This window comes from Arthrobacter sp. FW306-05-C, assembly GCF_021801725.1.
Lineage (GTDB): Bacteria > Actinomycetota > Actinomycetes > Actinomycetales > Micrococcaceae > Arthrobacter.
On sequence record NZ_CP084556.1, the window covers coordinates 3,041,834 to 3,068,572 of the forward strand.

At 66.7% G+C, this 26,739-nt stretch carries 21 protein-coding genes; 7 read left to right on the plus strand and 14 right to left on the minus strand.

Annotated elements, in window-relative coordinates; all coding sequences use genetic code 11:
• Positions 1–91: 91 nt before the first annotated feature.
• Entirely contained in the window at positions 92–769 is a 678-nt protein-coding gene (locus LFT44_RS14040; RefSeq protein ID WP_236799052.1) for a CPBP family intramembrane glutamic endopeptidase, read from the plus strand.
• A gap of 78 nt (positions 770–847) precedes the next feature.
• Here the strand turns inward: LFT44_RS14040 and tsaD are convergent, their stop codons facing one another.
• Genes tsaD through LFT44_RS14070 form a run of 6 tightly spaced genes read right to left on the minus strand, consistent with a single transcriptional unit; the run spans position 848 to position 6,128 of the window.
• Positions 848–1,939: a tRNA (adenosine(37)-N6)-threonylcarbamoyltransferase complex transferase subunit TsaD gene (tsaD, locus tag LFT44_RS14045; RefSeq protein WP_236799053.1), complete on the minus strand. Its 1,092-nt coding sequence runs from the start codon at positions 1,937–1,939 to the stop codon at positions 848–850.
• Entirely contained in the window at positions 1,936–2,430 is a 495-nt protein-coding gene (gene rimI / locus LFT44_RS14050) for a ribosomal protein S18-alanine N-acetyltransferase (RefSeq protein WP_236802905.1), read from the minus strand. The genes tsaD and rimI overlap by 4 nt, the downstream gene beginning before the upstream one ends.
• Positions 2,431–2,450: 20 nt before the next feature.
• Positions 2,451–3,122, minus strand: a complete 672-nt coding sequence (gene tsaB / locus LFT44_RS14055; RefSeq protein WP_236799054.1) for a tRNA (adenosine(37)-N6)-threonylcarbamoyltransferase complex dimerization subunit type 1 TsaB — start codon at positions 3,120–3,122, stop codon at positions 2,451–2,453.
• Positions 3,116–3,745: a tRNA (adenosine(37)-N6)-threonylcarbamoyltransferase complex ATPase subunit type 1 TsaE gene (gene tsaE, locus LFT44_RS14060; protein ID WP_236799055.1), complete on the minus strand. Its 630-nt coding sequence runs from the start codon at positions 3,743–3,745 to the stop codon at positions 3,116–3,118. The genes tsaB and tsaE overlap by 7 nt, the downstream gene beginning before the upstream one ends.
• Positions 3,742–4,980 carry an alanine racemase gene (gene alr / locus LFT44_RS14065; RefSeq protein ID WP_236799056.1) on the minus strand — a complete coding sequence of 413 codons (1,239 nt, stop codon included), beginning with the start codon at positions 4,978–4,980 and terminating at the stop codon, positions 3,742–3,744. The genes tsaE and alr overlap by 4 nt, the downstream gene beginning before the upstream one ends.
• Before the next feature lie 56 nt (positions 4,981–5,036).
• Complete coding sequence (locus LFT44_RS14070) at positions 5,037–6,128, minus strand: carbohydrate kinase family protein (RefSeq protein ID WP_236799057.1); 1,092 nt, start codon at positions 6,126–6,128, stop codon at positions 5,037–5,039.
• A gap of 90 nt (positions 6,129–6,218) precedes the next feature.
• On the opposite strand from LFT44_RS14070, the gene LFT44_RS14075 reads away from it, so the two are divergent.
• The 4 genes from LFT44_RS14075 to LFT44_RS14090 all read left to right on the plus strand — a co-directional run bounded on the left by LFT44_RS14075 (position 6,219) and on the right by LFT44_RS14090 (position 11,910).
• Positions 6,219–7,658, plus strand: a complete 1,440-nt coding sequence (locus tag LFT44_RS14075; RefSeq protein ID WP_236799058.1) for a family 4 glycosyl hydrolase — start codon at positions 6,219–6,221, stop codon at positions 7,656–7,658.
• 64 nt (positions 7,659–7,722) lie between these two features.
• Entirely contained in the window at positions 7,723–8,988 is a 1,266-nt protein-coding gene (gene mshA / locus LFT44_RS14080) for a D-inositol-3-phosphate glycosyltransferase (protein WP_236799059.1), read from the plus strand.
• 78 nt (positions 8,989–9,066) lie between these two features.
• A complete protein-coding gene (locus LFT44_RS14085; protein WP_236799060.1) occupies positions 9,067–10,743 on the plus strand; it encodes a formate--tetrahydrofolate ligase in 1,677 nt (558 codons plus the stop codon).
• A 240-nt stretch (positions 10,744–10,983) separates the two neighbouring features.
• Entirely contained in the window at positions 10,984–11,910 is a 927-nt protein-coding gene (locus tag LFT44_RS14090) for a hypothetical protein (protein ID WP_336885624.1), read from the plus strand.
• Between the two features lie 303 nt (positions 11,911–12,213).
• Here the strand turns inward: LFT44_RS14090 and LFT44_RS14095 are convergent, their stop codons facing one another.
• The 7 genes from LFT44_RS14095 to LFT44_RS14125 form a co-directional block, all read right to left on the minus strand.
• A complete protein-coding gene (locus LFT44_RS14095) occupies positions 12,214–13,299 on the minus strand; it encodes an inositol-3-phosphate synthase (RefSeq protein ID WP_236799062.1) in 1,086 nt (361 codons plus the stop codon).
• Between the two features lie 162 nt (positions 13,300–13,461).
• Positions 13,462–14,502, minus strand: coding sequence for an L-glyceraldehyde 3-phosphate reductase (gene mgrA, locus LFT44_RS14100; RefSeq protein ID WP_236799063.1), 1,041 nt, complete (start codon positions 14,500–14,502; stop codon positions 13,462–13,464).
• A gap of 101 nt (positions 14,503–14,603) precedes the next feature.
• A complete protein-coding gene (gene treZ / locus LFT44_RS14105) occupies positions 14,604–16,373 on the minus strand; it encodes a malto-oligosyltrehalose trehalohydrolase (protein WP_236799064.1) in 1,770 nt (589 codons plus the stop codon).
• On the minus strand, positions 16,370–18,697 hold the full coding sequence (treY, locus tag LFT44_RS14110) for a malto-oligosyltrehalose synthase (protein WP_236799065.1): 2,328 nt from the start codon (positions 18,695–18,697) through the stop codon (positions 16,370–16,372). The genes treZ and treY overlap by 4 nt, the downstream gene beginning before the upstream one ends.
• Positions 18,694–20,952: a glycogen debranching protein GlgX gene (glgX, locus tag LFT44_RS14115; RefSeq protein ID WP_236799066.1), complete on the minus strand. Its 2,259-nt coding sequence runs from the start codon at positions 20,950–20,952 to the stop codon at positions 18,694–18,696. Before glgX ends, treY begins: the two co-directional genes overlap by 4 nt.
• Before the next feature lie 69 nt (positions 20,953–21,021).
• Complete coding sequence (locus tag LFT44_RS14120; protein ID WP_236799067.1) at positions 21,022–22,605, minus strand: NAD(P)H-hydrate epimerase; 1,584 nt, start codon at positions 22,603–22,605, stop codon at positions 21,022–21,024.
• A 14-nt stretch (positions 22,606–22,619) separates the two neighbouring features.
• Entirely contained in the window at positions 22,620–22,967 is a 348-nt protein-coding gene (locus tag LFT44_RS14125; RefSeq protein WP_236799068.1) for a holo-ACP synthase, read from the minus strand.
• 353 nt (positions 22,968–23,320) lie between these two features.
• On the opposite strand from LFT44_RS14125, the gene LFT44_RS14130 reads away from it, so the two are divergent.
• Positions 23,321–23,689, plus strand: a complete 369-nt coding sequence (locus LFT44_RS14130) for a hypothetical protein (RefSeq protein ID WP_236799069.1) — start codon at positions 23,321–23,323, stop codon at positions 23,687–23,689.
• 59 nt (positions 23,690–23,748) lie between these two features.
• Here LFT44_RS14130 and glmS read toward each other — a convergent pair whose 3' ends face one another.
• Entirely contained in the window at positions 23,749–25,641 is a 1,893-nt protein-coding gene (gene glmS / locus LFT44_RS14135) for a glutamine--fructose-6-phosphate transaminase (isomerizing) (protein WP_236799070.1), read from the minus strand.
• Positions 25,642–25,773: 132 nt separating this feature from the next.
• Here glmS and coaA point away from each other — a divergent pair, with 132 nt between their 5' ends.
• Positions 25,774–26,739 carry a type I pantothenate kinase gene (coaA, locus tag LFT44_RS14140; protein WP_236799071.1) on the plus strand — a complete coding sequence of 322 codons (966 nt, stop codon included), beginning with the start codon at positions 25,774–25,776 and terminating at the stop codon, positions 26,737–26,739.

The following is a 26,739-nucleotide window of genomic DNA, read 5'->3' on the forward strand; positions in this document are numbered from 1 at the left end:
GTTTGGTGGGCCTTTGGACCCTGCCCTGCCCCTTCAGTGCGGCGGGATTCTTTTCCGTAGGCTTGTGAGTTCCTGCGGAAGGGGAGGTTGAATGTCTCCTGCTCCTCCTGTGGCCAAGCGGAGCGGCACGCTCCTCCCCCTCATTGCAGTAGTGCTGGTCCTCTTTGCGGTGGCCGCACTCTGGCCTCTACTGGCTGCTGCCACCGCGCAGGCCCAGCTTCCGGTTCAAATCGCCGCGGGCCTTGCCCCGTTCGTGGTTTTCTTCGCTGCCATTGCCCTGGCAGGCCGGACCGAGGGGATCAGGTTCGCCACGGCCGTCGGGTTCTCCACGCGGCACGCCGGCTGGCAGCTGCTGACTGCCATTGCGCTCCTGGCCGTCACGCTTGCCGTGACCCTGGCCCTGGCCGCGCTGGGCTTTCACATGTTCGGCGAAGGCCAGACCGGATTGCTGCCCTTCCTGTACGGGGCCGTGCGCAGCTTTCTGCTGGTGGGGTTTGGCGAGGAGCTCATCTGGCGCGGCTATGTCCTGGGCGCAGTGCGCCGAAACCTGCGCTCCGGCGCGGCCGCCGTGCTGCTGTCCTCGGCGCTCTTTGGGCTGTGGCACTATCCCGGCGGGCAGGACGTGCTCCAGGTCCTGGTGACCATGCTCTTCGGCGTGCTGTGGAGCGCTGCCCGGATGAAGATCAGGCACTGCTCAACGTTCGCCACCGGCACCGCCCACGGCCTGCACGACCTCGCACTGCTTGTCATCGCCACTCTTACCGCCTGAGTTGCTCTATCAGATAGGGCTCCCAAACCCCCGGTTTGGGAGCCCTATCTGATAGAGCAACTGGTCGTTTGGCTGGGGTCAGGCCGGGAGCGACACCGAGGTGACCGGCATCGAGGAATCAGGAGCGAACCCGATACCGCTGGGCTCGACGCCCGCCATCACCAGCTGGGCCCCGAGCGCGGCCACCATGGCACCGTTGTCCGTGCAAAGATCCAGGGGCGGAACGTGCAGCCGGATCCCGGCCGAGGCGCAGCGCTGCCCGGTCAGTTCCCGCAGGCGTGAGTTGGCCGCCACGCCGCCGCCCAGCAACACATCCTTGATGCCGTGCTCACGGCAGGCCATGACCGCCTTGGACGAGATCACGTCCACCACGGCTTCCTGGAACGCCGCCGCGATGTCTGCCACGGGAATCTCTTCCCCGCGGGCCTCGAACTGCTCCACGCACCGGGCCACCGCCGTCTTGAGCCCGCTGAAGGACCAGTCGTACCGGTGCGGCCCGGGTTCATCCGCCGTGCCCATGTACTTGGGCTGGGTAAGGCCGCGGGGGAAGCGGATCGCCTTCGGGTTGCCATTGCGGGCCATCTTGTCGATCGCAGGTCCGCCCGGATAGCCGAGCCCCAGGATGCGGGCCACTTTGTCGTAGGCTTCGCCGGCGGCATCATCGATGGTGGAGCCCAGCAGTTCCACGTCGCTGGTGATGCTGTTGATCCGCAGGATTTCGGTGTGGCCGCCGGAGACGAGCAGGGCGCCGAGGTTTTCGGGCAGTTCCTGCTTCCGGCCGCTTGCACGGTCGTCCAGGAGACCCACGCCCACGTGCGCCACCAGATGGTTGATGGCGAACAGGGGCTTTCCGGTGGCGACGGCGAGCGCCTTGGCGGCGCACACGCCCACCATCAGCGCGCCGGCAAGCCCGGGCCCGGAGGTGACGGCAATGGCGTCCACCTCCTCCAGGGTCACCCCGGCGTCTGCCAGGGCCTGTTCGAGGGTGGGGACGAAAGCGTCCAGGTGCGCCCGGGAAGCGATCTCGGGGATGACTCCACCGAAGCGGACGTGCTCATCCATGGAGGAGGACACCGTGTTGGTCAGGAGTTCGGTGCCGCGGACGATGCCGACGCCGGTCTCGTCGCAGGACGATTCAATACCCAGTACCAGGGGCTGTTCACGGTTCATGCCTGGCCTGCTTCCGTTGCTTCGTGGCCTTCAGGATGCGGTGCGGTCAGCTGGAGGCGCATGATGAGGGCGTCCACGCCGTCACGGTAATAGCGGGGCCGGGTGTGGATCTGTTCAAAGCCAAACCGCACATACAGCTGTTGCGCCCGGGGGTTGTCGGCACGGACTTCGAGCAGGACGTCGGCGGCGCCCCGCTGCCGGGCTTCGTCGATCAGGTGCGTGAGCAGCGTGCTGCCGATGCCGCGGCCCTCGTAATCGGGGACGACGGCGATGGTCTGGACGTCCGCAATGGGCTCGATGCACATCAGGCCCGCATAGCCCACAATGCCGTCGTTTGTTTCCGCCACCAGGTAGCGGCGGGTCTCCGGCTGGGAAAGCTCGTCCAGGAACATCTGCACAGGCCACGCGTCAATGGGGAAGAGCTTCTGTTCGAGGAGACCGACGGCGGGCACGTCGTCCAGGGTCATGTCACGGATGGTGATTCCGGCCATGCGGGGGTCCGGGAGTGTGTTCACAGTGCCCGCTTCCGTGGTCCGGGAACCTGCGCGTCGGATTCGCGCAGGTAGAGGGGGGTGGAGTCCAGCAGGGTGTGTCCGGAAGCGAGCCGCGCGAGGGCGAACTGGCCAAGGTACAGGGCGTCCGGCTGCTCGCCGTCGAAGTCCGGGTGGGCCTGAAGGGCATCAGCGTAGAGCCCTGCACCTGCGCCGAAGGCGGGCAGGTCCGGAAGGTCCGCCGCGAACCCGACATGCGGCCCGTCCTCCAGCCGGGGCAACTGGGCATCATTGAGGCTGTAGCGGGCCCAGTACACCTCCTTGCGGCGGGCGTCCGTGACCACCAGGAACTCGGAAGGCGCCGCCGTGGATTCGGCAACCTCAAGGGCCACGGCGTCCAGGCTCATCACCCCGTGCAGTGGCTTGCCCCAGACGAAGGCCAGTGTGCGCGCGGTGGCAATGCCCGAGCGCAGCCCGGTGAAAGGGCCGGGCCCAACGCCCACCACAATGGCGTCGACGTCCTGCCCTGTGACCCCCGCCTCGGACAGCATGGCGTGAATGCCCGGGGCGAGCACCTCCGCGTGGCTGCGGGTGTCCTCCGTGGCGAAGCTTGCCACCACGCTTTCCGGGGCGTCGTCCGACACCAGCGCGGCGCTGGCCACGGCCGAGGTATCGATGGCCAGAATCAGCACGGGCTGCTCCCTTCCGGGCTTGCGAGTTCGGGAACGCTTGGCCACCGGGGCCCGTAGCCGCGCATCACAATGGTGCGGGGTTCGTCGGTGTCCTCGCCGTCAAAGTCCAGGCTGGCGTATTCCGCGGACGCTCCCTCCGCTGCAGGGCCCGTGGTCCCGGTGCTTCCCAACCCGATGGCCCCGAGCCCGATGGCGCGGTGCAGGTCGATCTCCAGCCGGCTGTCGCTCAGGTGTTCCACCCGTTCGTGCCCCCACTCCACCACTGTGACGGATGTGTCCATCGTGTTTTCAAGGTCGATATCGTCGACCTCCGCGGCAGAGCCCAGCCGGTAGGCATCCACGTGCACCAGATCCGGGCCACCGGGACGCGGACCATCTGGCAGGTTGGGATGGATCCGGACCAGAACGAAGGTGGGCGAGATGATGCCCGGGCGGACGCCCAAGCCCTCGCCGAGACCCTGCGTGAAGGTGGTTTTTCCGGCACCCAGCTCGCCGGACAGCACCAGCAGGTCCCCGGCCTGCAGTACCTCCGCCAGACGGGCCCCGAACGCGTGGGTCTGTTCCGCCGTCGTCGCCGTAAACGTCTTTTCCCAGTTGGCAGGCAACTCTTCGGGGCTGCTCACGCGGCTCCCTCCTTGCCGGGCACGCCCGCCAGGCCCTGGCTGTTGTCAGCGGGATCGTCCTCGTTGATGAAGCGACGGGGTACGCGGGGGCTGATCCGGGTCACCACCTCGTAGTTGATGGTTCCAGCGGCGCGGGCCCAGTCATCAACGGTGGGCCCTCCGTCGGCGCCGCTGCCGAACAGCTCCGCTTCCGTGCCCTGCAGACCGGCCCCCGATGCTTCCGGCCCCAGGTCAATGACCATTTGGTCCATGGCGATCCGCCCCACCACCGGGTAGGTCTTGCCGGCGACGCGGACGGGACCACCCGTGGCGACGCGGGGCACGCCGTCGGCATAACCCAGTGGTATGAGTGCCAGCGTGCTGGCTTCCCTGGTGCGGTAGTGCAGCCCGTAGGAGACACCCTGTCCGGCGGGCACCTGCTTGCACTGCGATATGAGGGTACGCAGCGTCATGGCGGGGCGGAGGCCAAGCTCAGCGGATGTGGTCCCGTCGAACGGCGAAAGCCCGTAGACGCCCAGGCCAACCCGCACCAGGTCGAAGTGGGTGTCCGGCCGGGACAATGTGGCGGGGGTGTTGGCCAAGTGCCGAACCTCAAGGTCCACGCCCGCATCCTCGGCGATGGCAAGCGCCTCGCGGAAGGCCGCCACCTGCTGGTCCGTTTCGGGCCGCTCCGGTTCGTCAGCGACGGCCAGGTGGGAGAAGATGCCCACCACGCGCAGCAGCCCCTGGTCCTGGTACTCCACGGCCTCACCTACCAGCCGGTCCCAGGTCTCCGGGGTGGCGCCGTTGCGGCCAAGCCCGGTGTCCACCTTGAGGTGGATGCGCGCGGGGCGTTCCTGCTCCCGCGCCGCGGCAACGATGCGTTCCAGCTCCCAGCCGGAGCAGCCGATGTCGACGCCGGCGGCCACGGCGGCACCGAAGTTGCTGTCCGTGGTGTGCAGCCAGGCGAGCAGCGGCGCGTCAATCCCGGCGGCGCGCAGCGCGAGGGCCTCGGAAATGTGGGCCACACCCAGCCAGGAGGCGCCCGCCTGCAGTGCCGCCCGGGCCACGGGGACGGCACCGTGGCCGTAGGCATCGGCCTTGACGACGGCCATGACTTTCGCGGGGGAAGCAGCGGCGGCAAGCCGGCGGACGTTGTGCCGGATGGCGTCCAGGTCGATCACGGCGGACCGCTCATGGCGGGGGTCCGGCCCTGAGGCAGCGCTGAATTCACCGGTTGTTGCGGGGTAGGTCACCTAATTGATTCTAGTGCGGGCACTTCACGCCGAATAATCAGGGCGCCCAGCGCTGCTCAGGCATCCGACAGGTGCGCGATGGTGGCCGACGCGCGGCGCTGGGCAGCGAGCGGCACGTCGTCGATGATGTCCGTCAGGAAGCCAAAACGCCGCAGCCATTGGCTGGTCTGCCGTTCCGGGCGGGCGTTGGCGCGTTTCCACCAGTCCGCGATGTCGCCCCAGCCCGGGGCCGCCAGGGATCCGCCCACCTCCTGTACCGCCAGGGACGCGCACAGGTTGGCAAACCGCAGCCTGTCCCCCAGCGGCCAGCCGGCAAGAGTGCCGACGATAAATGCCGCGTCAAAGCAGTCACCCGCCCCGGTGGGGTCGTGTGCCTTGACCGGAAGCGACGGAACCCACTCCTCCTCCCCGGTTTCCGAGTCCACGGCCATGGCACCCTGCGCTCCGAGGGTCACCACCGCCACGGGAACGCGGTCAGCCAGTGCATAGAGGGCGCTCCACGGGTTGTCCTTGCCGGTGAAGGCCATGGCCTCGCGCTGGTTGGGCAGGAAGGCGTAAAAGTACTGCAGGTTGTCCAGCCGCACCGGAGCCCACTCCCCGCTGGGATCCCACCCCACGTCCCCGAACAGCTTCACCCCGGCCGAATGGGCAGCCCGGGCCCACGGTTCCATCTCCAGGCCCACCTCCGCAATGCCGGCGAGCGCCTTGGGCGGGTCTCCGATCAGTTCGGAGTTTGTCACCGGGGCGGAGTGCCCGTGGGTCACCAGGGAACGGTCCTGGTCCACGCAGAGGGACACGGTGACCGGAGAGTGCCAGCCCGGGACGCGGCGGGACAGGCTGAGGTCCACGTGCTCCTGGCCGGAGAGGATCTTCCAGTTGAAGTCCCCGTATCCGTCATCTCCGAAAGCAGCCGCCAAGCCGGTGCGCAGCCCCAGCCTGGCGGCGGCAATGGCCTGGTTCGCCACCCCGCCGGGGCAGCTCCCCATGCCGTCGCTCCAGACTTCGGTGCCTGGTTCGGGACCGTGCGGCAGGCCCGTGAAGATGATGTCCTGGAAAACCGTCCCGGCGAGCAGCAGGTCGAATCCAGGCTCCGCATGTGGGCGGACGGCAGCCAGCGGATCGAAGGGGCGGGCTGGCATCGCGTCCATAGTGCGCAGGATACGCCGCACCGCACTGCTCCGGTAGGGGCTTCCGAATGGCCTGGACAAGATGTCGGAGACCGGTCCTAGACTTCATCCATGCGGCTGATGATTGCCGGCGGCGGGGGTTTCCGGGTGCCGCTGATCTACCGGGCTTTGGTGTCCGGCCCCTTTTCCGGGCTGGTCACCGAACTGGTGCTGTACGACGTCGATTCCGCCCGCCTGAACGCCGTCACCTCGGTGCTGCAAAGTATGCCGGGGAGCGGGGGTGCCCGGCTTCCCGTGCATGCCACCACCGATCCTGCCGCAGCCTTGGACGGTGCCGGCGTGGTGTTCGCGGCCATCCGGCCAGGCGGCACGGCCGGGCGCATCGCCGACGAGAAGGTGGCCCAGGGCCTTGGGCTGCTGGGGCAGGAAACTACCGGCGCCGGCGGGATCTCCTACGCCCTCCGGACCATCCCGCACATGCTTGGCCTCGCCCGGCTGATGCGGGAACACTGCCCGGACGCTTCGCTGATCAACTTCACCAACCCTGCCGGAATGGTCACCGAGGCGCTCCTCCCAGTCCTGGGCCACCGTGTCCTTGGCATCTGCGACTCGGCGGGCGGGCTGGTGCAACGGGCAGCGGCCGCCGCCGGCGTTCCCTTGGCGGCGGGACGGCTCGACGGCGTGGGCTACTACGGGCTGAACCACCTGGGCTGGCTGTACCGGCTGGAGTCCGGCGGGACGGACGTGCTGCCTGGCCTGTTGGCGGACGCCGGCGCCCTGCACTCGTTCGAGGAGGGCCGGCTCTTCCCGCAGCCGTTCCTGGCCGCCCTGGGCCTGCTGCCCAACGAGTACCTGTATTACTACTACCAGCGCGACGCCGCCCGGCAGGCGATCCAGGCCTTGGCACAAACCCGCGGAGAAAGCATCCACACCCAGCAGCAGGAGCTGTATCCGCGGCTGGCCGCTGCCGGGCCGGAGTCCTATCGGCTGTGGGAGGAAGCCCGGCGGTCACGTGAGGAGGGGTACCTGGCCGAAGCCCGGCATGACGGCGAGCGCCGGAATGAGGAGGACCTGGCCGGCGGCGGGTATGAACGGGTGGCGCTGGGGGCCATGCGCGCCCTGGCCGGTGGCGGGGAGGCCCAGCTGATCCTCAATGTCCCCAACGCACTACCTGCCATGGGCAACACGGATAGCCGGGCACACGAACCGTCCACTGCTCGCCCAAGCCCTTCCCAACCCGCCATCCCCGGCCTTCCCGCCGACGCCGTCGTCGAAGTCCCCTGCACTGTTACGGCTGACGGCGCCTTCCCGCTGCCGCAGCAGATGCCCGCCGGCGCGCAGCTCGAGTTGCTCCAGCGGGTCAAGGAGGTGGAGCGGTTCACGGTGCAGGCGGCCACCACCGGGGACCGTGCCGCAGCCCTCGAGGCCTTCGCCCGGCACCCGCTGGTGGATTCGGCAGACCTGGCCGCCAGGCTCCTGGCCGGCTACGATCAGGCTTTTCCGGATCTGGGGAAGATGTGGGAGGGCGGTGGGCGTTACGGGAAGGAGTAGTGTTTTACCGAATGCGCACTGAACCGGCTCCGTTGACGCGCGCCGGCGGCCGGAAGGAGGTCCCGTGGCACTGATCCGCAGGGTCGCTTTGCTCTCCCTCCACACCTCCCCCATGGAACAGCCCGGTTCGGGCGATGCAGGCGGAATGAACGTCTACATCCGCGAGCTGGCGTCGGCGCTGGCCGAGGCGGGCGTTGAGGTGGAGATCTTCACGCGCGCCACGTCCGTGGACCAGCCCGCCGTCGAGCATCCCGATCCCGGTGTGTGCGTGCACAACGTGCTGGCCGGACCGCCCAGGAAGATCCCCAAGGAGGAACTTCCCGGGCTGCTGCACGCCATGGTGGCGGAAATCGAGCAGATCCGCCGGCGCCAGCCGCACGGACGCTATGACGTGATCCATTCGCACTACTGGGTGTCCGGGATCGCGGGGCTGGAGCTGTCCCAGCTGTGGGGGGTGCCGCTGGTCCACACCATGCACACCATGGCCAAGGTCAAGAACCTGCTGCTGGAGTCCGGCGAGCAGCCGGAGCCGCGGCGTCGCGAGTTGGGCGAGCACCGCATCGTGGAGGGTGCGTCCAGGCTCATCGCCAACACCAGCTCCGAAGCCGCCGAGCTCGTCTCCCACTACGGCGCCACCTACGACCGCATCGATATCGCACCGCCCGGCGTCGACCTTGCCACGTTCACCCCGGCGTTCCGGGCACGGTCCAGGGCGCAGCACGGCGTTAGCCCCGACACCTTCCACCTCGTCTTCGCCGGCCGGATCCAGCGGCTGAAGGGTCCGCAGGTCCTGGTCAAGGCTGCCGCGCTGCTCCGGAAACGCCGCCCGGACATCGACCTGCGGGTCACCATCCTGGGCGCCTTGAGCGGCAACAAGGAATTCAACCTCCGCTGCCTGATCAAGGAGGCAGGAATGGACGACGTCGTCACGCAGCTTCCACCCGTCAAGGCACCTGAGCTTGCGTCCTGGTTCCGTGCCGCCGACGTTGTGGTGATGCCTTCCTTCAGCGAATCCTTCGGGCTTGTGGCCCTCGAGGCGCAGGCCTGCGGAACGCCGGTGGTGGCCACCCGGGTGGGCGGACTGTCCCGCGCCATTTTCCACGGCCGCACGGGCCTCCTGGTGGACGGCCACCACGCTTCCGACTGGGCCGACGCCTTGGAAGCCCTGTACGACGACCCCGCCACCCGCGAGGACCTGGGCCGGGCCGCCGCCATCCGGGCACAGAGCTCCGGCTGGCAGCGCACTGCCGCCATCACGCTGGAGAGCTACCATGCCGCCGTCGACAGCTTTGTGGGACGCCGCCTGGCCCCGGTGGTGCCTGCTTCCTGACGTTCCTTCGTCCTTCGCCCCGCTGCTGTTAGCTTAGGGGCAGGTCTCCGGCGCGGGCCGGTGCAGGAAAGGACAAGGATGTCAGCGTTTCCTTCTGATCTTGAAATAGCACGTGCTGCCCGGATCCGGCCGATCGGGGACATTGCAGCTGCCGCAGGGGTTAACGCCGACGCCCTGGAGATGTACGGGCGGTATAAGGCGAAGATCGATCCGGGCCGCCTCGCTGCCCCCGCTCCGCACGGCAAGGTGGTGCTGGTCTCGGCCATGTCACCCACCCCGGCGGGCGAGGGCAAATCCACCACCACAGTGGGCCTGGCGGACTCCCTGGCCCGGGCCGGGCACAAGGTGATGATCGCACTGCGGGAGCCCTCGCTGGGACCGGTGCTGGGCATGAAGGGCGGCGCCACCGGAGGGGGATATTCACAGGTGCTGCCCATGGACGAGATCAACCTGCATTTCACCGGGGACTTCCACGCGATCACGTCAGCCAATAATGCGCTGATGGCCTTGGTGGACAACCACATCTACCAAGGCAACGCGCTCAACATCGATCCGCGCCGGATGACGTTCAAGCGCGTGCTCGACATGAACGACCGGTCCCTGCGCGAGGTGGTGATTGGTCTGGGCGGGCCGACCCAGGGCGTGCCGCGGCAGGACGGGTTCGACATCACCGTGGCCTCGGAGGTCATGGCGGTTTTCTGCCTGGCCACCGATCTGGCTGACCTGCGCACCCGGCTGGGGCGCATCACGTTCGGTTACACCTATGACCGGAAACCCGTGACGGTGGCCGACCTTGGCGTGGAGGGCGCCTTGACGCTGCTCCTCAAGGAGGCGGTCAAGCCCAACCTGGTGCAGACCATCGCCGGCACGCCCGCGCTGGTGCATGGCGGCCCCTTCGCGAACATTGCGCATGGCTGCAACTCGCTGATCGCCACGCAGACCGCCCGGCGGTTGGCGGACATCGTGGTCACCGAGGCCGGCTTCGGGGCGGACCTGGGGGCGGAGAAGTTCATGGACATCAAGGCGCGGTACGGCGGCCTGGCCCCGTCCGCCGTCGTGGTGGTGGCTACCGTGCGGGCCCTGAAGATGCAGGGCGGAGTGGCCAAGGACCAGCTGACCCGGCCGGATATTGCTGCGCTGGAAGCCGGCGTGGCCAACCTGCGCCGGCACATGCGCAACGTGGAGAAATTCGGGGTCACGCCGGTGGTGGCCATCAATCAGTTCTCGTCCGATTCGACCGAGGAACTGGACTGGCTGCTGGCGTGGTGTGCCGCGGAGGGCGTACGGGCAGCCGTTGCGGATGTGTGGGGCCGCGGCGGCGGGGGCGTCGGCGGCGACGAACTCGCGGCATTGGTGGCACAGGCAGTGGAGGCGCCCAGCAGCTTCCGGCATCTGTACCCGCTCGAGCTGTCCGTGGAGGACAAGATCCGCACCATCGCCCAGGAAATCTACGGCGCCGACGGGGTGGACTTCTCCGTTCCGGCGCTGAAGCGGTTGGCCGATATCGAGCGGAACGGCTGGGGCTCCCTGCCGGTCTGCATGGCCAAGACGCAGTACTCGTTCACGGACGACGCCTCCCGCCTCGGCGCGCCCAAAGGATTCACCATCCACGTCCGCGACCTGCTGCCGAAGACTGGCGCGGGTTTCATTGTGGCCCTGACCGGGGCCGTGATGACCATGCCGGGCCTCCCCGCGGCCCCGGCCGCCCTGCGGATGGACGTGGACGCAGAAGGCAACCCCGTCGGCCTCACCTAGCACCCCCGCTCACCTCTGGCCCGCCTTTCAAAAACCCCCGCTCACGTTTGGCAGCTCTTCCAGAAACCCCCGCTCACCTTCTGGTTCTTTTCCAGGAACGCCCGCCCACCTTTCGCAGCTCTTTCAGGAACGCCCGCTCACGTTCTACCCTGTGCTGGGCACCTGTGGATAACGTCAAACTGACTCCAGCTGTTTGTATGAGAATGCAGTATGCGATCCCGCCCGCCCCTACCCGAGCAATTGGCCAGCAGCCCTTTCACGCTTGAGAATTCCAGGAATGCCGGACTGCATCGCAACCGCTTGCGAGGCAGGGATATTCAGCACATCAGCCGGGGACTCTATCGTCCTGCCAACTGGGACTTCTGCCTGGAGGATGCTGCCCGCGCCCTTTCCGAAGCGACGCCCGGAGCATGGATTTCGCACGTGACCGCGGCCAGAATCCGAGGTTCTCTTCTGCCCGCATGGCTCTCAGACTCCAACGCGCTGCATCTCAGCAAGTCCACTGCCCTTCCCGGAGCGCGGAGAAAGGGAATCCATGGCCACCGGGTCATTGTGAAGCCCGGTGAGGTCGAGTTCGTCGAGGGAATTTGGCTGAGCACCAGGGCGCGAACCTGGTTGGACATGGCACGGCAGCTGCCTTTGAACGACTTGGTGGCCATGGGAGACCAACTCGTCCGGACACCCCGCCCAGAACTTGAGGGCAGGAAGGGCGCCTACTCAACCGTTGAGGATCTGCGGTGTTTGGTCGCCCGACACCCAAATCTTCAGGGCGTTGTTCGTGCCAGGCAAGCGCTGGACCTGATCCGGGTTGGATCTGATTCCGCGCCAGAAACGTTTCTTCGATTGTCCATGCTGGACGCAGGCCTTCCCGAACCCGAGTTGCAGGTTGGGCTTCGCCCAGGGGACGCGCGATCGCCGTCTGCTGACCTCGGCTTTCGACGACGGAGAGTTGCAATCCAGTACGACGGCGGCCATCACCTATTGGAGCCGCAGCGCCTGAGTGATCGGCGCAGGGACAAGGCCTTCGGAGCGGCTGGGTGGACTGTCGTCATTGTCGACAAGGCCGATCAGGAAGATGATTTTGCGGCTGCCATCAGGAAAATAAAAAGGGCCTTGAGAAGTTCAACCGTCGATCCCTCAATCAGCTCGGGGTTCGCCAGCAAGTAATTCAGCAGCTCTTGCCTTTCGCGCCTCTGAACCTCATTCCGGCCCTTTTGCGCCTGCGAGAAGACCGCACGTTTAGTATCCGGAACAAGTCCAGCTAGCGTGAGGGCGTCCCGCCAAGACATACCCAACATGAGCGGGGGTTGGAGAAAACCCAGCCAAAAGTGAGCGGGCGTTCCTGAAAGACAAATCAGAGGTGAGCGGGGGTTAGTAGAAGGCGTGTCAGAAGTGAGCGGGCGTGTTAACGGAGGACGCTCCCCCACCGGGTGAACCGGTGAGGGAGCGACTGAAAGGGGTACGAAAGGGTTAGCGCTCCACGTCGCCGCGGATGAAGGCTTCGACCTTTTCGCGGGCGAGGTCGTCGTTGAACTGCTCCGGCGGGGACTTCATGAAGTAGCTCGACGCCGACAGCAGCGGCCCGCCGATGCCACGGTCCAGGCCGATCTTCGCCGCACGGATCGCGTCGATGATCACACCGGCAGAGTTCGGCGAATCCCACACCTCCAGCTTGTACTCCAGCGACACGGGGGCGTCACCGAAGTTCCGGCCCTCCAGGCGGACAAAGGCCCACTTCCGGTCATCGAGCCACTGCACGTAATCGGACGGGCCGATGTGCACGTCCTTGGCGGCCAGCTCGGCCTCAACGTTGGAGGTCACGGCCTGGGTCTTGGAAATCTTCTTGGACTCCAGCCGGTCACGCTCCAGCATGTTCTTGAAGTCCATGTTCCCGCCAACGTTCAGCTGGTACGTCCGGTCCAGGGTCACACCACGGTCCTCGAACAGCTTCGCCATCACGCGGTGCGTGATGGTGGCACCGATCTGGCTCTTGATGTCATCGCCCACGATGGGCACGCCGGCGGCGGTGAACTTGTCAGCCCACTCCTTGGTCCCGGCAATGAAGACGGGCAGGGCGTTCACGAACGCCACCCCGGCGTCGATCGCTGCCTGGGCGTAGAACTCGGCAGCCTGCTGTGAGCCGACGGGCAGGTAGCAGACCATCACGTCCACCTGGGCGTCCTTCAGGGCCTGGACCACGTCCACGGGCTCTTCGGTGGACTGCTCGATGGTCTCCAGGTAGTACTTCCCCAGCCCGTCCAGGGTGTGGCCGCGTTGGACCGTCACGCCGGTGGGGGGAACGTCGGCGATCTTGATGGTGTTGTTCTCACTGGCAGTAATGGCATCGGCAAGGTCAACGCCGACCTTCTTGCCGTCCACGTCAAACGCGGCGACAAACTCAACATCGCCCACGTGGTACTGGCCAAACTCAACATGCATCAGGCCCGGAACGGTATCCGCCGGATCGGCGTCCTTGTAGTACTGAACGCCCTGCACCAGCGAGGCAGCGCAGTTACCCACGCCAACGATTGCAACACGAATGGGATGTGAAGACACAGAACTCCTTTGGGGACAAACGTCAGCCTGCCTGGTTTGCCTCCGAGTAATGGACGACGGCGGCCGGCTGGCTTGGCGCCACGCGGCGCCTTTTCATACTACCCAAGGAGCGGGGCCGGGCGTTGTCACGCCCGGCCCCGCTCCGTAAAAGAAAAACCTGGGTCAGGCGTTCTGCTTCCAGAGGTTGATGTCCGACTCCACCGCGAATTCGTCGATGGCGGTCAGTTCCTCGTCAGAGAAGCTGAGGTTGTTGATGGCGGACAGGCTGTCCTCCAGCTGCCGGACACTTGAGGCACCGATCAACGCAGATGTCACGGGCGAACCCTTCGGCTGGTCACGCAGGATCCAGGCGATGGCCATCTGGGCCAGTGTCTGTCCGCGGCCTTCGGCGATCTTCCGCAGCCCGCGGACCCGGTCCAGTTTCTCCTCCGTAATGGACTCTTCGGAGAGGAAACGGGCCTTTGCTGCGCGCGAGTCGGCAGGAATGCCGTGGAGGTAGCGGTCCGTGAGCATCCCCTGCGCCAGGGGCGAGAAGGCGATGGAGCCGGCGCCCACCTGGTCCAGCACCTCGTAAAGGTTGGGTGATCCGTCTTCGGTCCAGCGGTTGAGCATGGAGTAGCTGGGCTGGTGGATCAGCAGCGGCGTGCCGAGTTCCTTGAGGATGCGGGCCGCCTCGAGGGTCTGCTCCGGGGTGTAGGAGGAGATGCCGGCGTAGAGCGCCTTGCCCGAGCGGACGGCGTAGTCCAGGGCACCCATGGTTTCCTCCATGGGCGTCTCGGGGTCGGGGCGGTGGCTATAGAAGATGTCCACGTAGTCAAGGCCCATGCGCTGCAGCGACTGGTCCAGGCTGGAGATCAGATATTTGCGGGAACCCCATTCACCGTAGGGGCCGGGCCACATGTAGTAGCCGGCCTTGGTGGAGATGACCAGTTCGTCGCGGTACGGCTTGAAGTCATCCTTGAGGTGGCGGCCGAAGTTGGTCTCGGCCGACCCGTCCGGCGGACCGTAGTTGTTGGCGAGGTCGAAGTGGTTTACCCCGAGGTCGAAGGCGCGCCGGAGGATGTCGCGCTGGTCCTCGAAGCGCTTGTCGTCCCCGAAGTTGTGCCACAGGCCCAGGGAAATGGCCGGGAGCTTGAGGCCGCTGCGGCCCACCCGACGATAGGGCATGGATTCGTAGCGGTTGTCCGCTGCAATATAAGTCATACATTCCATCCTGCCAGTTGTGACCCGCGCTACACGGGAGGTTGTTAGCGCTAAGAAGAAAAGTTTCGCCGGGGACGCATGCCCCCGGCGAAACTCCTGATTCAGGACTTGAGGATCGCGGCGCTCCATGGCGCCAGGGCAAGGGAGCCGCCGTCCAGCGCGTTGCCCTCATCGGTGGCCAGGAGGAGGTCGCCGGCCGCATCGTCCAGCCGGACCTTGGCGTCCGACAGGTTCACCAGCACCTCGACGGAACCGCGCCGGAAGCGCAGCCAGCCGGCGTCGTCGTCGAACGAAACCTCTGTCTCACCGAAGCCAAGGCCCGCCAGGTCCGGATGCTGGCGGCGCAGCACCGTCAGCGACCGGTACAGCTCCAGCAGCCGCGCATGGTCACCCGTGGAAGCTTCGGACCAGTCCAGCTTGGACCTGCGGAAGGTTTCCGGGTCCTGCGGGTCAGGCACGACGGCGGGATCCCACCCCATGCGCTCGAATTCCTTGATGCGCCCTTCCGCGGTGGCCTTTCCGAGCTCCGGTTCGGGGTGCGAGGTGAAGAACTGCCACGGCGTGGTGGCCCCGTATTCCTCGCCCATGAACAGCATGGGCGAGAACGGTGAGGTCAGCGTGAGCACCGCGGCTACGGCAAGCTGCCCGTAGGACAGGGACTGCGAAAGCCTGTCTCCCGTGGCCCGGTTGCCGATCTGGTCGTGGTTCTGGTTGCAGACCACCAGCGCCGCCGGGTGCACCAGCGAGGCGTTGATGGGCCGGCCGTGGTGGCGGCCGCGGAAGCTGGAGTAGCTGCCGTCGTGCAGGAAGCCGTCCTTCAGCACCTTGGCAAGCACGGCCAGGGACTCGAAATCGGAGTAGTAACCCGTGGTTTCGCCGCTGACGCTGACGTGCACCGCGTGGTGAAAGTCGTCGCTCCACTGCCCGGCCAGTCCGTATCCGTTCACGTCGCGGGGGTAGATCAGGCGCGGGTTGTTCAGGTCGGATTCCGCGATGAGGGTCTTGGGCAGTCCGGTCTCAGCGGAGATGGCATCGCCCAGGGCCCCCAGGTCCTCGAGGATGTGCACGGCACGCTCATCGCGCAGCGCGTGCACGGCATCGAGACGGAGCCCGTCCACGTGGTAATCGCGCAGCCACAGGGCCGCGTTGTCCAGGATGTATTCGCGCACCACGTCGGAGCCGGGTCCGTCCAGGTTCACCGAGTCACCCCAGGTGTTGGCGTCGCCCTGCTTCAGGTACGGGCCGAACGTGGGGAGGTAGTTGCCGCTGGGCCCCAGGTGGTTGTACACCACGTCCTGGATGACGCCGAGACCTGCCCCGTGGGCGGCGTCGACGAACCGCTGGTACGCAGCAGGCCCGCCGTAGCCTTCGTGCACGGTGTACCACTGGACGCCGTCGTAACCCCAGTTGTGAGTCCCGTTGAAACCGTTGACCGGCAGCAGTTCGATGAAGTCGATGCCCAGGTCCACCAGGTAGCCCAGCTTCTCCACCGCGGCATCGAGGGTTCCTTCGGACGTGAAGGTGCCCACGTGGAGTTCGTAGATGACGGCTCCCTGCAGGTCCTTGCCGCGCCAGCCGGAATCCTGCCAGGCGTAGACGGCGGGATCGTAGGTGCGGGAGTGCTCGTGGACGCCGGCGGGCAGCCGCCGGGACCGCGGATCCGGAACAGGGGTGGTGTCCCCGTCCAGCAGGTAGCCGTAGTCCACGTCCCCGTCCGCCGGGGCGTCGGGCGCCGTCCACCATCCTTCGGAGCCGGGCGCCGTTTCCTTCTGCTGCATGGGGTACTGCCGGCCGTCAGCCACCAGTACCACCGACGAAACGTCCGGCGCCCACACATCGAAGCGTTCGGGTCCAACGTTGACCAGGGTCATGCTTTTTCTCCATCCACAGGTGCCAGCAGGGCCACGGGATAGGTACCCAGGACCTCCGCGACCGAAACCTGGCCGGGTCCGTAGCTGGCTCCCGTGAGTTCGTCGCGCATGGCAGTGGAAAGGTCGACGGCGGTGTCCCGCCACCCGCCGCTGGCTTCCAGTCCGGCGGGGAGCCGGGTGGCCAGCGTGAGGGCACCGGAGGAGGCGTCCGTTCCGCGGCTGAACGCGAGCAGGTGCCCGGCCGCTGCGCCGGTGGCGCCCACCGGCACATATCCCTGGAACAGCTCAGGACGGTCCCGGCGCAGGCGCAGTGCCCGTGAGGTGACCAGAAGCTTGCTGGCCTCGGTGCCTGCGTCCGGCAACTCGCCGGCGTCGAGCTTTGCCAGCTCCTCCTGCCGGGCACCAAAGTCCACGGGCCGGCGGTTGTCCGGGTCCGTAAGCGAACGTTCCCAGAACTCGCTGCCCTGGTAGACGTCGGGCACGCCGGGCATGGTCAGCTGGACCAGCTTGGCGGAGACCGAGTTGGCCGCGGAGAAGGCGTCGATCCGGGCCACGAAGTCCGTGACCACCTTGGCGACCTTGGCGTCGTCGAAGACTGCATCGACGGCGGCCTTCACCTTGGATTCAAACTCCTCGTTGGGGTCGGTCCACTTGGTGGAGTTGCCGGCCTCGCGTGCGGCCTTTTCCGCGTAGCCCTGCAGCCGTTCCCGGCTTGCCGGCCACGCGCCGACCATCGCCTGCCACAGCAGGTTCTCGTACGGTCCGTCCGGGATCGGCGCCAGCTTACGAAGCTCCGCCAGCGTTTCGGCCCACTCCTCCGGCAGCTCGGCGATAACCGAGATCCGGGCCCTGGCGTCCTCGCTGCGTTTGGTGTCGTGCGTGGACAGCGTGGTCATGGACAGCGGCAGCTCCTGCTGGCGGCGCTGCATCCGCTGGTGGAATTCCTCCGGAGACACGGCGAACTCGGTGGGTTCAGCACCCACTTCGGTCAGCGTGCCCAGCCGGGTGTAGCGGTAGAACGCGGTGTCCTCCACGCCCTTGGCCATGACCATGCCGGAGGTCTGCTGGAACCGGATGGCGATGGCGTTGGCGGGATCCAGCAGCAGCGGGAGAAGGGTCCCCACTGCCACTTCCAGGTCCGGCCGGTGCGCGGCGGCTGATTCGCACGCCTCCTTGAGGACATCGGCGCCCACGGGCAGGTAGGACCGGTACACCGGGAAGGACGCAATAATCTCCGCGATGGCATCCGCTGCCTGGTCCACGCTGAGCCCGTGGGACTCGGGAACCAGCCGCGCCAGCCGCAGCACCTCGGAGCGCAGGATGCCGTCGGCGATCATGCGCTTGGTGCCGCGGATCATCTCGGCGTAGTCGGCTGGTTCGGAGGTACCCCGGAGGGAAGCGTCCAGCGCATCCAGCCCTGGCTGCCCGGCCGGGTCAACGAAGACCCGGTCCACGTCAGCCAGCGCGTCGTATCCGGTGGTCCCTTCGCAGGCAAAGTCCTGCGGCAACTCCTCGCCCCGCTCCAGGATCTTTTCCACTAGGACGTACGCGCCCCCGCTGAGGTCCTTGAGCCAGCGGAGGTAGCCGGCGGGATCGGCAAGGCCGTCCGGGTGGTCCACACGGAGCCCGTCCACCAGGCCCTCGGTGAACCAGCGGCCCACCTCGGCATGCGCCTTTTCGAAGACGGAGGGAACCTCCACCCGGATGCCGGCCAGCGTGGTGACCGCGAAGAAGCGGCGGTAGTTCAGCTCGGCGTCGGCGCGGCGCCAGTCCATCAGCTGGTAGTGCTGGCGGCTGTGCACGTCCTGCGGGGAGTCACCTTCGCTGTACGTGCCCTCGGCCAGCGGGAACCGGTGGTCGTAGTAGCGGAGCTCGCCGTCCTTGACCTCCAGCTTGTCCAGGTCGTCGTCCGAGCCCAGCATGGGGAGCCGGACCTTTCCGCCGCCCAGGTCCCAGTCGACGTCGAACGCTTCGGCGTAGGGCGACTCGCGGCCCTCCTTGAGCAGGGACCACCACCACGGGTTCTGCACGGGAGTGGCCACGCCCACGTGGTTGGGAACGATGTCCACCAGGACGCCCATGCCGTGTTCGCGGGCGGCCTTGGACAGGGCCAGCAGGCCTTCCGGGCCGCCGCGGTCCGGGTCCACTGCGGAAGGATCGGTCACGTCGTAGCCGTGGTCGGAGCCCTTTTCCGCGGTGAGGATGGGCGACAGGTACACCCAGTCGACGCCGAGGTCCTTCAGGTATGGGACCTTGTCGGCGGCGTCGAACAGGGTGAAGCTGCTGCGAATCTGGAAGCGGTAAGTGGAGACCGGGGTCCTCATGCCTTGGCTTCCTCGTCGGCGCCCGCTGCCCTTGCTTCGCTTGCTTCCGCGGCTTTGGTCTGGGCTTCCACCATTTCCTCCTGTGCTTCCTCCTGCTCGGCCATCGAGGCAAGCGAGGCGGCTGCGGAGTAGTCGACCTCTTCCTCCGGGCCCGAGTAGGCGCGCAGCACCACCATCGACTTGGCCTGCAGCTTCAGCGTGGCACCGGCCTTGAGGGGTTCATAGTCGTCGGCCTGGGCGGCGGTGTCGAACTGCACCTCCCAGTACTGCGAGTACTCCTCAGCGGGAAGGCAGAAGTCCACTTCGTCATCGTGGGCGTTGAAGGCCATGATGAAGCTGTCATCGGTGATCCTGCGGCCGCGGGAATCCTTTTCCTGGATGCCGTCGCCGTTGTAGAAAACGCCGATGGTGCGGCCAAAGCCACTCCCCCAGTCCTCGGGCAGCATTTCGGTACCGTCGGTCTTCAGCCAGACGATGTCCGGCAGCTTTTCGCCCTCGCCACGGCGGACCGGGCGGCCGTCGAAGAAGCGGCTACGGCGGAAGGTGGGGTGGTCGTGGCGGAGCTTGTTGACGAAGGCGGTGAACTCCACCAGGGGCTGGTCCATGGCTTCCCAGTGGATCCAGCTGAGCTCGGAGTCCTGGCAGTAGGTGTTGTTGTTGCCCTGCTGCGTGCGGCCGAGTTCGTCGCCGTGCAGCAGCATGGGGACGCCCTGGGAGAGCAGCAGCGTGCCAATGAAGTTCCGCTGCTGACGGGCGCGCAGGGACAGAACGGTTTCATCATCCGTGTCGCCTTCCACGCCGCAGTTCCAGGAGCGGTTGTGCGATTCGCCGTCGTTGTTGCCTTCGCCGTTGGCCTCGTTGTGCTTCTCGTTGTAGGACACCAGGTCCCGCATGGTGAAGCCGTCGTGGGCGGTGACGAAGTTGATCGACGCCACGGGGCGGCGGGCCGAGCTTTCGTAGAGATCGGCGGAGCCGGTCAGACGGGATGCGAACTCGCCCAAGGTGGAGGGCTCGCCGCGCCAGAAGTCGCGGACGGTGTCGCGGAACTTGCCGTTCCATTCCGTCCACTGCGGCGGGAAGTTGCCCACCTGGTAGCCGCCGGGACCGACGTCCCACGGCTCTGCGATCAGCTTGACCTGGGAAACTACCGGATCCTGCTGAATGAGTTCGAAGAAGGTGGAGAGCTTGTCCACGTCGTAGAACTCACGGGCCAGCGTGGAGGCGAGGTCGAAGCGGAAGCCGTCCACGTGCATTTCGGTGACCCAGTAGCGCAGGGAATCCATGAGCAGCTGCAGGGAGTGCGGGTGGCGGACGTTCAGCGAGTTGCCGGTGCCGGTGTAGTCCATGTAGTGCTTGCAGTCGTTGTCCACCAGGCGGTAGTAGGCCTGGTTGTCGATGCCCTTGAAGGACAGCGTGGGGCCCAAGTGATTGCCCTCGGCTGTGTGGTTGTAGACGACGTCGAGGATCACTTCGATGCCGGCACGGTGCAGGTCGCGGACCATGGCTTTGAATTCCTGGACCTGGTGTCCCACGTCGCCCGTTGCGCTGTAGGTGTTCTGCGGCGCGAAGAAGCCGATGGTGTTGTAGCCCCAGTAGTTGTTGAGGCCCTTCTCCACCAGGGTGCCGTCGTTGACGAACTGGTGGACAGGCATGAGCTCGATGGCGGTGACGCCGAGCTTCTTCATATGCTCGATCACGGCCGGGTGCGCAACACCTGCGTAAGTTCCGCGCTGCTCTTCGGGGATCTCCGGGTGCAGTTCGGTGAGGCCCTTGACGTGGGCTTCATAGATGACCGACTGGTGGTACGGAATCTTCAGCTGGCGGTCGCCGTCCCACTCGAAGAACGGGTTGATGACAACGCCGTGCATGGTGTGGGGCGCGGAATCGGCGTCGTTGCGGGAGTCGGGGTCGCCGAACTCGTAGGAGAACAGCGCGGGATCCCAGTCGATCTGTCCCTGGATGGCCTTGGCATAGGGGTCCATCAGCAGCTTGTTGGGGTTGAAGCGGTTGCCGCTTTCGGGATCGTACGGCCCGTGCACGCGGTAGCCGTACTTCTGGCCGGGCTGGATGTGGGGCAGGTAGCAGTGCCACACGTAGCCGTCCACTTCGGTCAGCTCAATCCGGGTTTCAGTCAGGTCATCGGCCAGGAGGCAGAGTTCGACCCGCTCGGCCCGTTCGCTGAACAGGGCAAAGTTAGTGCCGGTGCCGTCAAAGGTAGCTCCCAGCGGGTAGGCATTTCCAGGCCAGACTTCCATCGTGCTCCTCATTTATTGGTCAGCAGCAGAGGACATCAGGGCGCCCCTACTGCTGGTGCGAACTAATGCCTACCGTAGTGGTTGGCTGTGACTATTACGTTTCCAAGCTTCATGTTTACTAAGCATGCTGACTTTACCCCAAATTTCGGGTAGGGCATCCGCAACGCGGCCTGCGGTGATCGGCCCGCCGGACACAGCCTCCGACGCCGCCCTCCCCGCCTGGCCGTGCAGGGCAGCGCCAAGTGCGGCGATGGCGGCCCACCGCCCGTCCGGTTCGACGCCCAGCTTGCGGAAGCGGCCGACGTCGGACCCCGCCTGGGCCAGCAGTGCACCAATGACGCCGGCCAGGACGTCCCCGCTGCCGGCAGTGGCGAGCCACGGCGTCCCGTCCGCCTGGCTGTAAGTAGCGCCCCAAGGGGCGGCGACGAGAGTCGTGGCGCCCTTGAGCAGGACGGTGGCGCCAGTGCGGTCGGCCGCATGGCGGACCGCGGCGAGCGTCCCTGCTTCCACCGCTTCCCGGTCCTCCCCGCGGCCCAGGCGCTGGAACAGCGACGCGAGCTCACCGGCGTGCGGTGTCAGCACCACGTGCGGGGCCAGGATTGCGGGCAGTGCGGGCAGCGCGCCGGCGTCGGCCACGACCGGAAGGTCCGACGCAATGGCGTCCCGGGCGCGGGTCAGCTGTTCATGGTCATGCGGCCCCATGCCGGAGCCCACCAACCAGGCCTGGACCCGGTTTTCGGCAACGGTCCCGGTGCTGCAGACAACCTCGGGGCAGGATTGGCGGACCAGGTCGGCCACCGACGGCGGGCCCAGGTACCGGACCATGCCCACCCCTGCCGCCAGGGCACCGCGACAGGCAAGCACTGCGGCGCCCGGGAAGTCCTCGGACCCGGCCACCACACCCAGCACGCCGCGGGAGTACTTCTGGGCGCGCCGGGCCGGGTGCGGCAGGAGGCGTGCCAGGTCGGGGCCCTCGAGGCGGCGCAGGGCAGGACGGGGCAGGTGCTCCTCGATCCCAATCGGTACCACCCGGACGCGGCCGGCATAGTCTGCGCCGGGATCGGCCAGCAACCCTGACTTTGCCCCGCCGAACGTCACGGTCAGATCAGCCGGCAGGACCGGGCCGGCAGCCTCGCCGGTATCGGCGTCCACTCCGCTGGGAAGGTCGCAGGCCACCACAAGGCCGTGGCGGTCTGCGTCCGTGATGGCCTCTACCAGGTCCGCGGCACTCCCCCGCAGCCCGCCCTGGGCGCCGGTCCCCAGGACGGCATCAATCACGACGTCGGCCGCGGAGGCTTCGTTGGCCAGTCCCGGCAGTGCCGCTTCGGTGAGCCGGTGCACCCTGCCGCCGGCACGCTCAAACGCCCCGAGGCCGGCCGGGTGGGCGGCATCCCCGGTGAGTACCGCCGTCGTCCGCATCCCCCGGGCAGCGAGGAAAGCGGCGGCGTACAGGCCGTCCCCGCCGTTGTTGCCTTTGCCCGCCAGCACCACAACGCGGGCACCGTTCAGGCGGGTGCCGCGGTCCCTGAGTTCATGCACGACGGCGTTGGCCAGCCCGTGCGCGGCGCGCTGCATGAGCACGTCCCCCAGCCCGTCGGCCAGGAGGGGTTCCTCCGCTTCGCGGACCTGCGTTCCGGTATAGGCGCTGATCATGGCTGCCGCCCGGCTCAGCCCTCGGCCAGGACCGTGGCCGTGGCGATGCCGCCGTCGTGGCTGATGGACAGGTGCCAGCGCTTGACGCCCTTGGCCTCGGCTACCGCCAGGACCGTCCCTTTCACCTGGACGGTAGGGCCGTTCTGGTCGAGGCCGATCCAGCAGTCCTGCCAGTTCATGCCGGCAGGGGCGCCCAGCACCTTTGCTACGGCTTCCTTCGCGGCGAACCGGGCAGCCAGGGAGCGGGTGTTCAGCTCCCGTTCCGCAGGTACAAACAGGCGGTCCTTCAAACCCGGCGTCCGTTCCAGCTGGCGGCCGAACCGCTCGATGTCTACTACGTCTACCCCGATGCCAACGATCATGCGGTTCATTCTACGGTCGCACCCCTCTGCGGGGAGCCGGTCCACGCCGCTGGCCCCGGCTGTCCGCCATCAGCGGAAAAACATGACTTTCGGGCTGGCCGCGCGGAGCGCACCCTGACATCCCGGGGCCTTCAGTGGCCGGAGCGGGCCAAAAGTTACGCACACCCGCTCGGCCCCAGATTTATTTCTCTATTCGCTGGAGATAATGGCCTATGGACAACTCGAGAGGCTCCCAGCCGCCACGGAGGAGAAGACCTTGGCGAAGGATTCTTAAAGGAGTCCTGATCGCACTCGCCGTCATCGCTGCTCCGCTTCTTCTGTTTCAGGCGTCGTACGTATTGGGAACGGCCCGAATGGTGTCCCTCGCCGACAGGCGTCACCCGTTGGCCGAGTGGGAACCGGATGGTGAAAACGTCAGCGGCGGCGTCTTCTGCGTCCCTGTCGCTGTGCCCTGCGACAGCATGTGGCGCCAGTACAGGACGCAGCAGCCGCCCGCGCCCGCCGATATCCGCCAACTAACCGTGGCGGCGGGGCTGGACGGGAAAGTGAACGGGGACTGTGAAACGTCTCCCCTTCCTGCGAATGTCACCGGAATGTACACAGCATGCAACGCAGCCGGAGTGTTGGACGGCTACGACGTTGAGGTTCGGGTGCTGAAGTTGGCAGAGAACGACCCAGAACGGATCATCCAGTTCCGGCTAAGCAGCATCAAAAACCGCTAGGCAAAACAGAAACCCCGGGCCGTGGGGCCCGGGGCTTCAGCTGTCCTGCGTTATTCCACTTATTCGACGGTGACGCTCTTAGCGAGGTTGCGGGGCTGGTCCACGTCGTAGCCCTTGGCTGCGGCGAGTTCCGCGGCGAAGATCTGCAGCGGGACGGTGGTCAGCAGGGGCATGAGCAGGGTGGGGGTTTCGGGAACGTAGAAGACGTGCTCGGCGTAGGCCTTCACGGCCTGGTCGCCTTCCTCCGCGATGACCAGCGTCCGGGCGCCGCGGGCGCGGACTTCCTGGATGTTGGAGATCACCTTGGCGTGCAGTGATTCGCGCCCGCGCGGGGACGGGACCACCACGAACACCGGCTGGCCTTCATCGATCAGGGCGATGGGGCCGTGCTTAAGCTCACCGGCGGCAAAGCCCTCGGCGTGGATGTACGCGATCTCCTTGAGCTTCAGCGCACCTTCCAGGGCCACGGGGTAGCCCACGTGCCGGCCCAGGAACAGCACGGACTTCTCGTTCGCCATGGACCGGGCCAGTTCGCGCAGGGGTCCGGCGTTGTCCAGGATGGTTTGGATCTTGGCGGGGATCTTGTTCAGGTCCGCCAGGACGTCCTTGATCTGGCCCGAGAAGATGTTCCCGCGCAGCTGTGCCAGGTACAGGCCCAGCAGGTACGCGGCGGTGATCTGGGCCAGGAACGCCTTGGTGGAGGCCACCGCGATTTCCGGGCCGGCGTGCGTGTACAGCACGGCGTCGGACTCGCGGGGGATGGTGGAGCCGTTGGTGTTGCAGATCGAGATGGTCTTGGCGCCCTGCTCGCGGGCGTACCGAACGGCCATCAGGGTGTCCATGGTCTCCCCGGACTGGGAGATGGACACCACCAGGGTGTTCTCGTCCAGGATCGGGTCCCGGTAGCGGAACTCGTGCGCCAACTCCACCTCGGTGGGGATCCGGCACCAGTTCTCGATGGCGTACTTGGCCACCGTGCCGGCATAGGCGGCGGTGCCGCAGGCCAGCACGATGATCTTGTTGACCTGCTTCAGCAGTTCAGGATCGATCCGCAGCTCGTCCAGGGTCAGCTTGCCCTCCAGGTCAGACCGGCCCAGCAGGGTCTGCGCCACGGCATCGGGCTGGTCGTGGATTTCCTTCTCCATGAACGAGGAGAAACCGCCCTTCTCCGCCGAGGCCGGGTCCCAGTCCACGTGGTATTCCTTGCCCGAGGCCGGGTTACCGAAGAAATCGGTGATCACCACACTGTCGGCGGTGATGGTCACGATCTGGTCCTGGCCCAGCTCCACCGCACGGCGCGTGTAGTCGATGAACCCGGACACGTCCGAGCCCAGGAAGTTCTCCCCCTCGCCCAGTCCCACCACCAGCGGCGAGTTGCGGCGGGCGGCCACGACGACGTCGGGCTGGTCCGCGTGCACGGCCAAAAGGGTGAAGGCGCCCTCGAGGCGCTGGCAGGCCAGCTCCATCGCCCGGGTCAGGCCACCATTGGCCGGGTCCCCGCCCAACTGGTTCCGAAGGATGTCTGCCAGCAGCGCGGCAGCGACCTCGGTGTCCGTCTCGGACAGGAACTCCACACCCTTCTCCAGCAGCTCCAGCTTGAGCTCGGCGAAGTTTTCGATGATGCCGTTGTGGATCACGGCCAGCTTGCCGCCGTCAGCCAGGTGCGGGTGCGCGTTACGGTCCGTCGGGCCGCCGTGCGTCGCCCAGCGGGTGTGCCCGATCCCGGTCAGGGTCTCCGGCAGCGGCCGGGCCTCCAGCTCACCAAGCAGGTTGCTCAGCTTCCCGGACTTCTTACGGGACTCGATGTTCCCCTGGGACACCACAGCCACACCAGCAGAGTCATAACCGCGGTACTCCAGGCGGCGCAGTCCCTCAAGGACAACGTCCAACGCACTGTGACCATTAATTGCACCGTCAGTCGAACGGCCTACATACCCCACGATTCCACACATAGGCTCAAGACTATCGGCAGCGTGCCTGTTGCTCTAAACCGGCAGGCTGCCGATAGTAAGCGTCCGTTCTGTACGCCGCGCTGAGCAGGGGCGTCATTTCGCGATGGGCCGGGCGCGGGGCAGAATCTTTAGGTGACTTCGCAACGCAACGACGCGAACGGGGAGGGTGCCTCGCCGTTCGTGGAGCTGGACCGGCAAACCTGGTCCCGCCTCGCCGCCCAGATGGAACAGCCCCTTAATGAAGAGGACGTGCTGCGCCTTCGCGGGCTCGGCGATCCCCTGGACATCAACGAAGTCAGGGACGTCTACCTGCCGCTGTCCCGGCTCCTGCACCTGTATGTGGAGGCGGCAGGCCAGCTGCACGCAGCCACCACCACGTTCCTGGGTGAACAGACCCAGCGCACCCCGTTCGTCATCGGCGTGGCCGGTTCCGTGGCAGTCGGCAAGTCCACCATTGCCCGCGTGCTGCGGGAGATGCTGCGCCGCTGGCCCGGCACCCCGAACGTGGAGCTGATCACCACCGACGGCTTCCTCTACCCTCTGGCCGAGCTCAAGCGCCGGCAATTGCTGGACCGCAAGGGCTTCCCGGAGTCGTACGACCGCCGCGCGCTGCTGCGATTCGTGAGCGAGATCAAGGGCGGTGCCGAGGAAGTGCGCGCACCCTGGTACTCCCACGTCACGTACGACATCGTGCCCGGCAAGGAAGTGGTGGTTCGCCGCCCGGACGTCCTCATCGTGGAGGGCCTCAACGTGCTGGCCCCGGCCCGGCCCCGGCACGACGGCCGCCAGGGCCTGGCCCTGAGCGACTTCTTTGACTTCTCCATCTACGTGGACGCGAAGACCTCCTACATCGAGGAGTGGTACGTGGACCGATTCCGGAAGCTGCGCAGCACGGCGTTCGCGCAGCCGGAGTCCTACTTCCACCGCTATGCCACCCTGTCCGACGAGGAAGCCGAAAGCACCGCGCGCGACATCTGGAAGCGGATCAACGAGCCCAACCTGGAGGAGAACGTGCTTCCCACACGGGGCCGCGCGCAGCTTGTACTGACCAAAGAGGCGGACCACTCCATCCGGCGCATGCTGCTCCGGAAGGTCTAG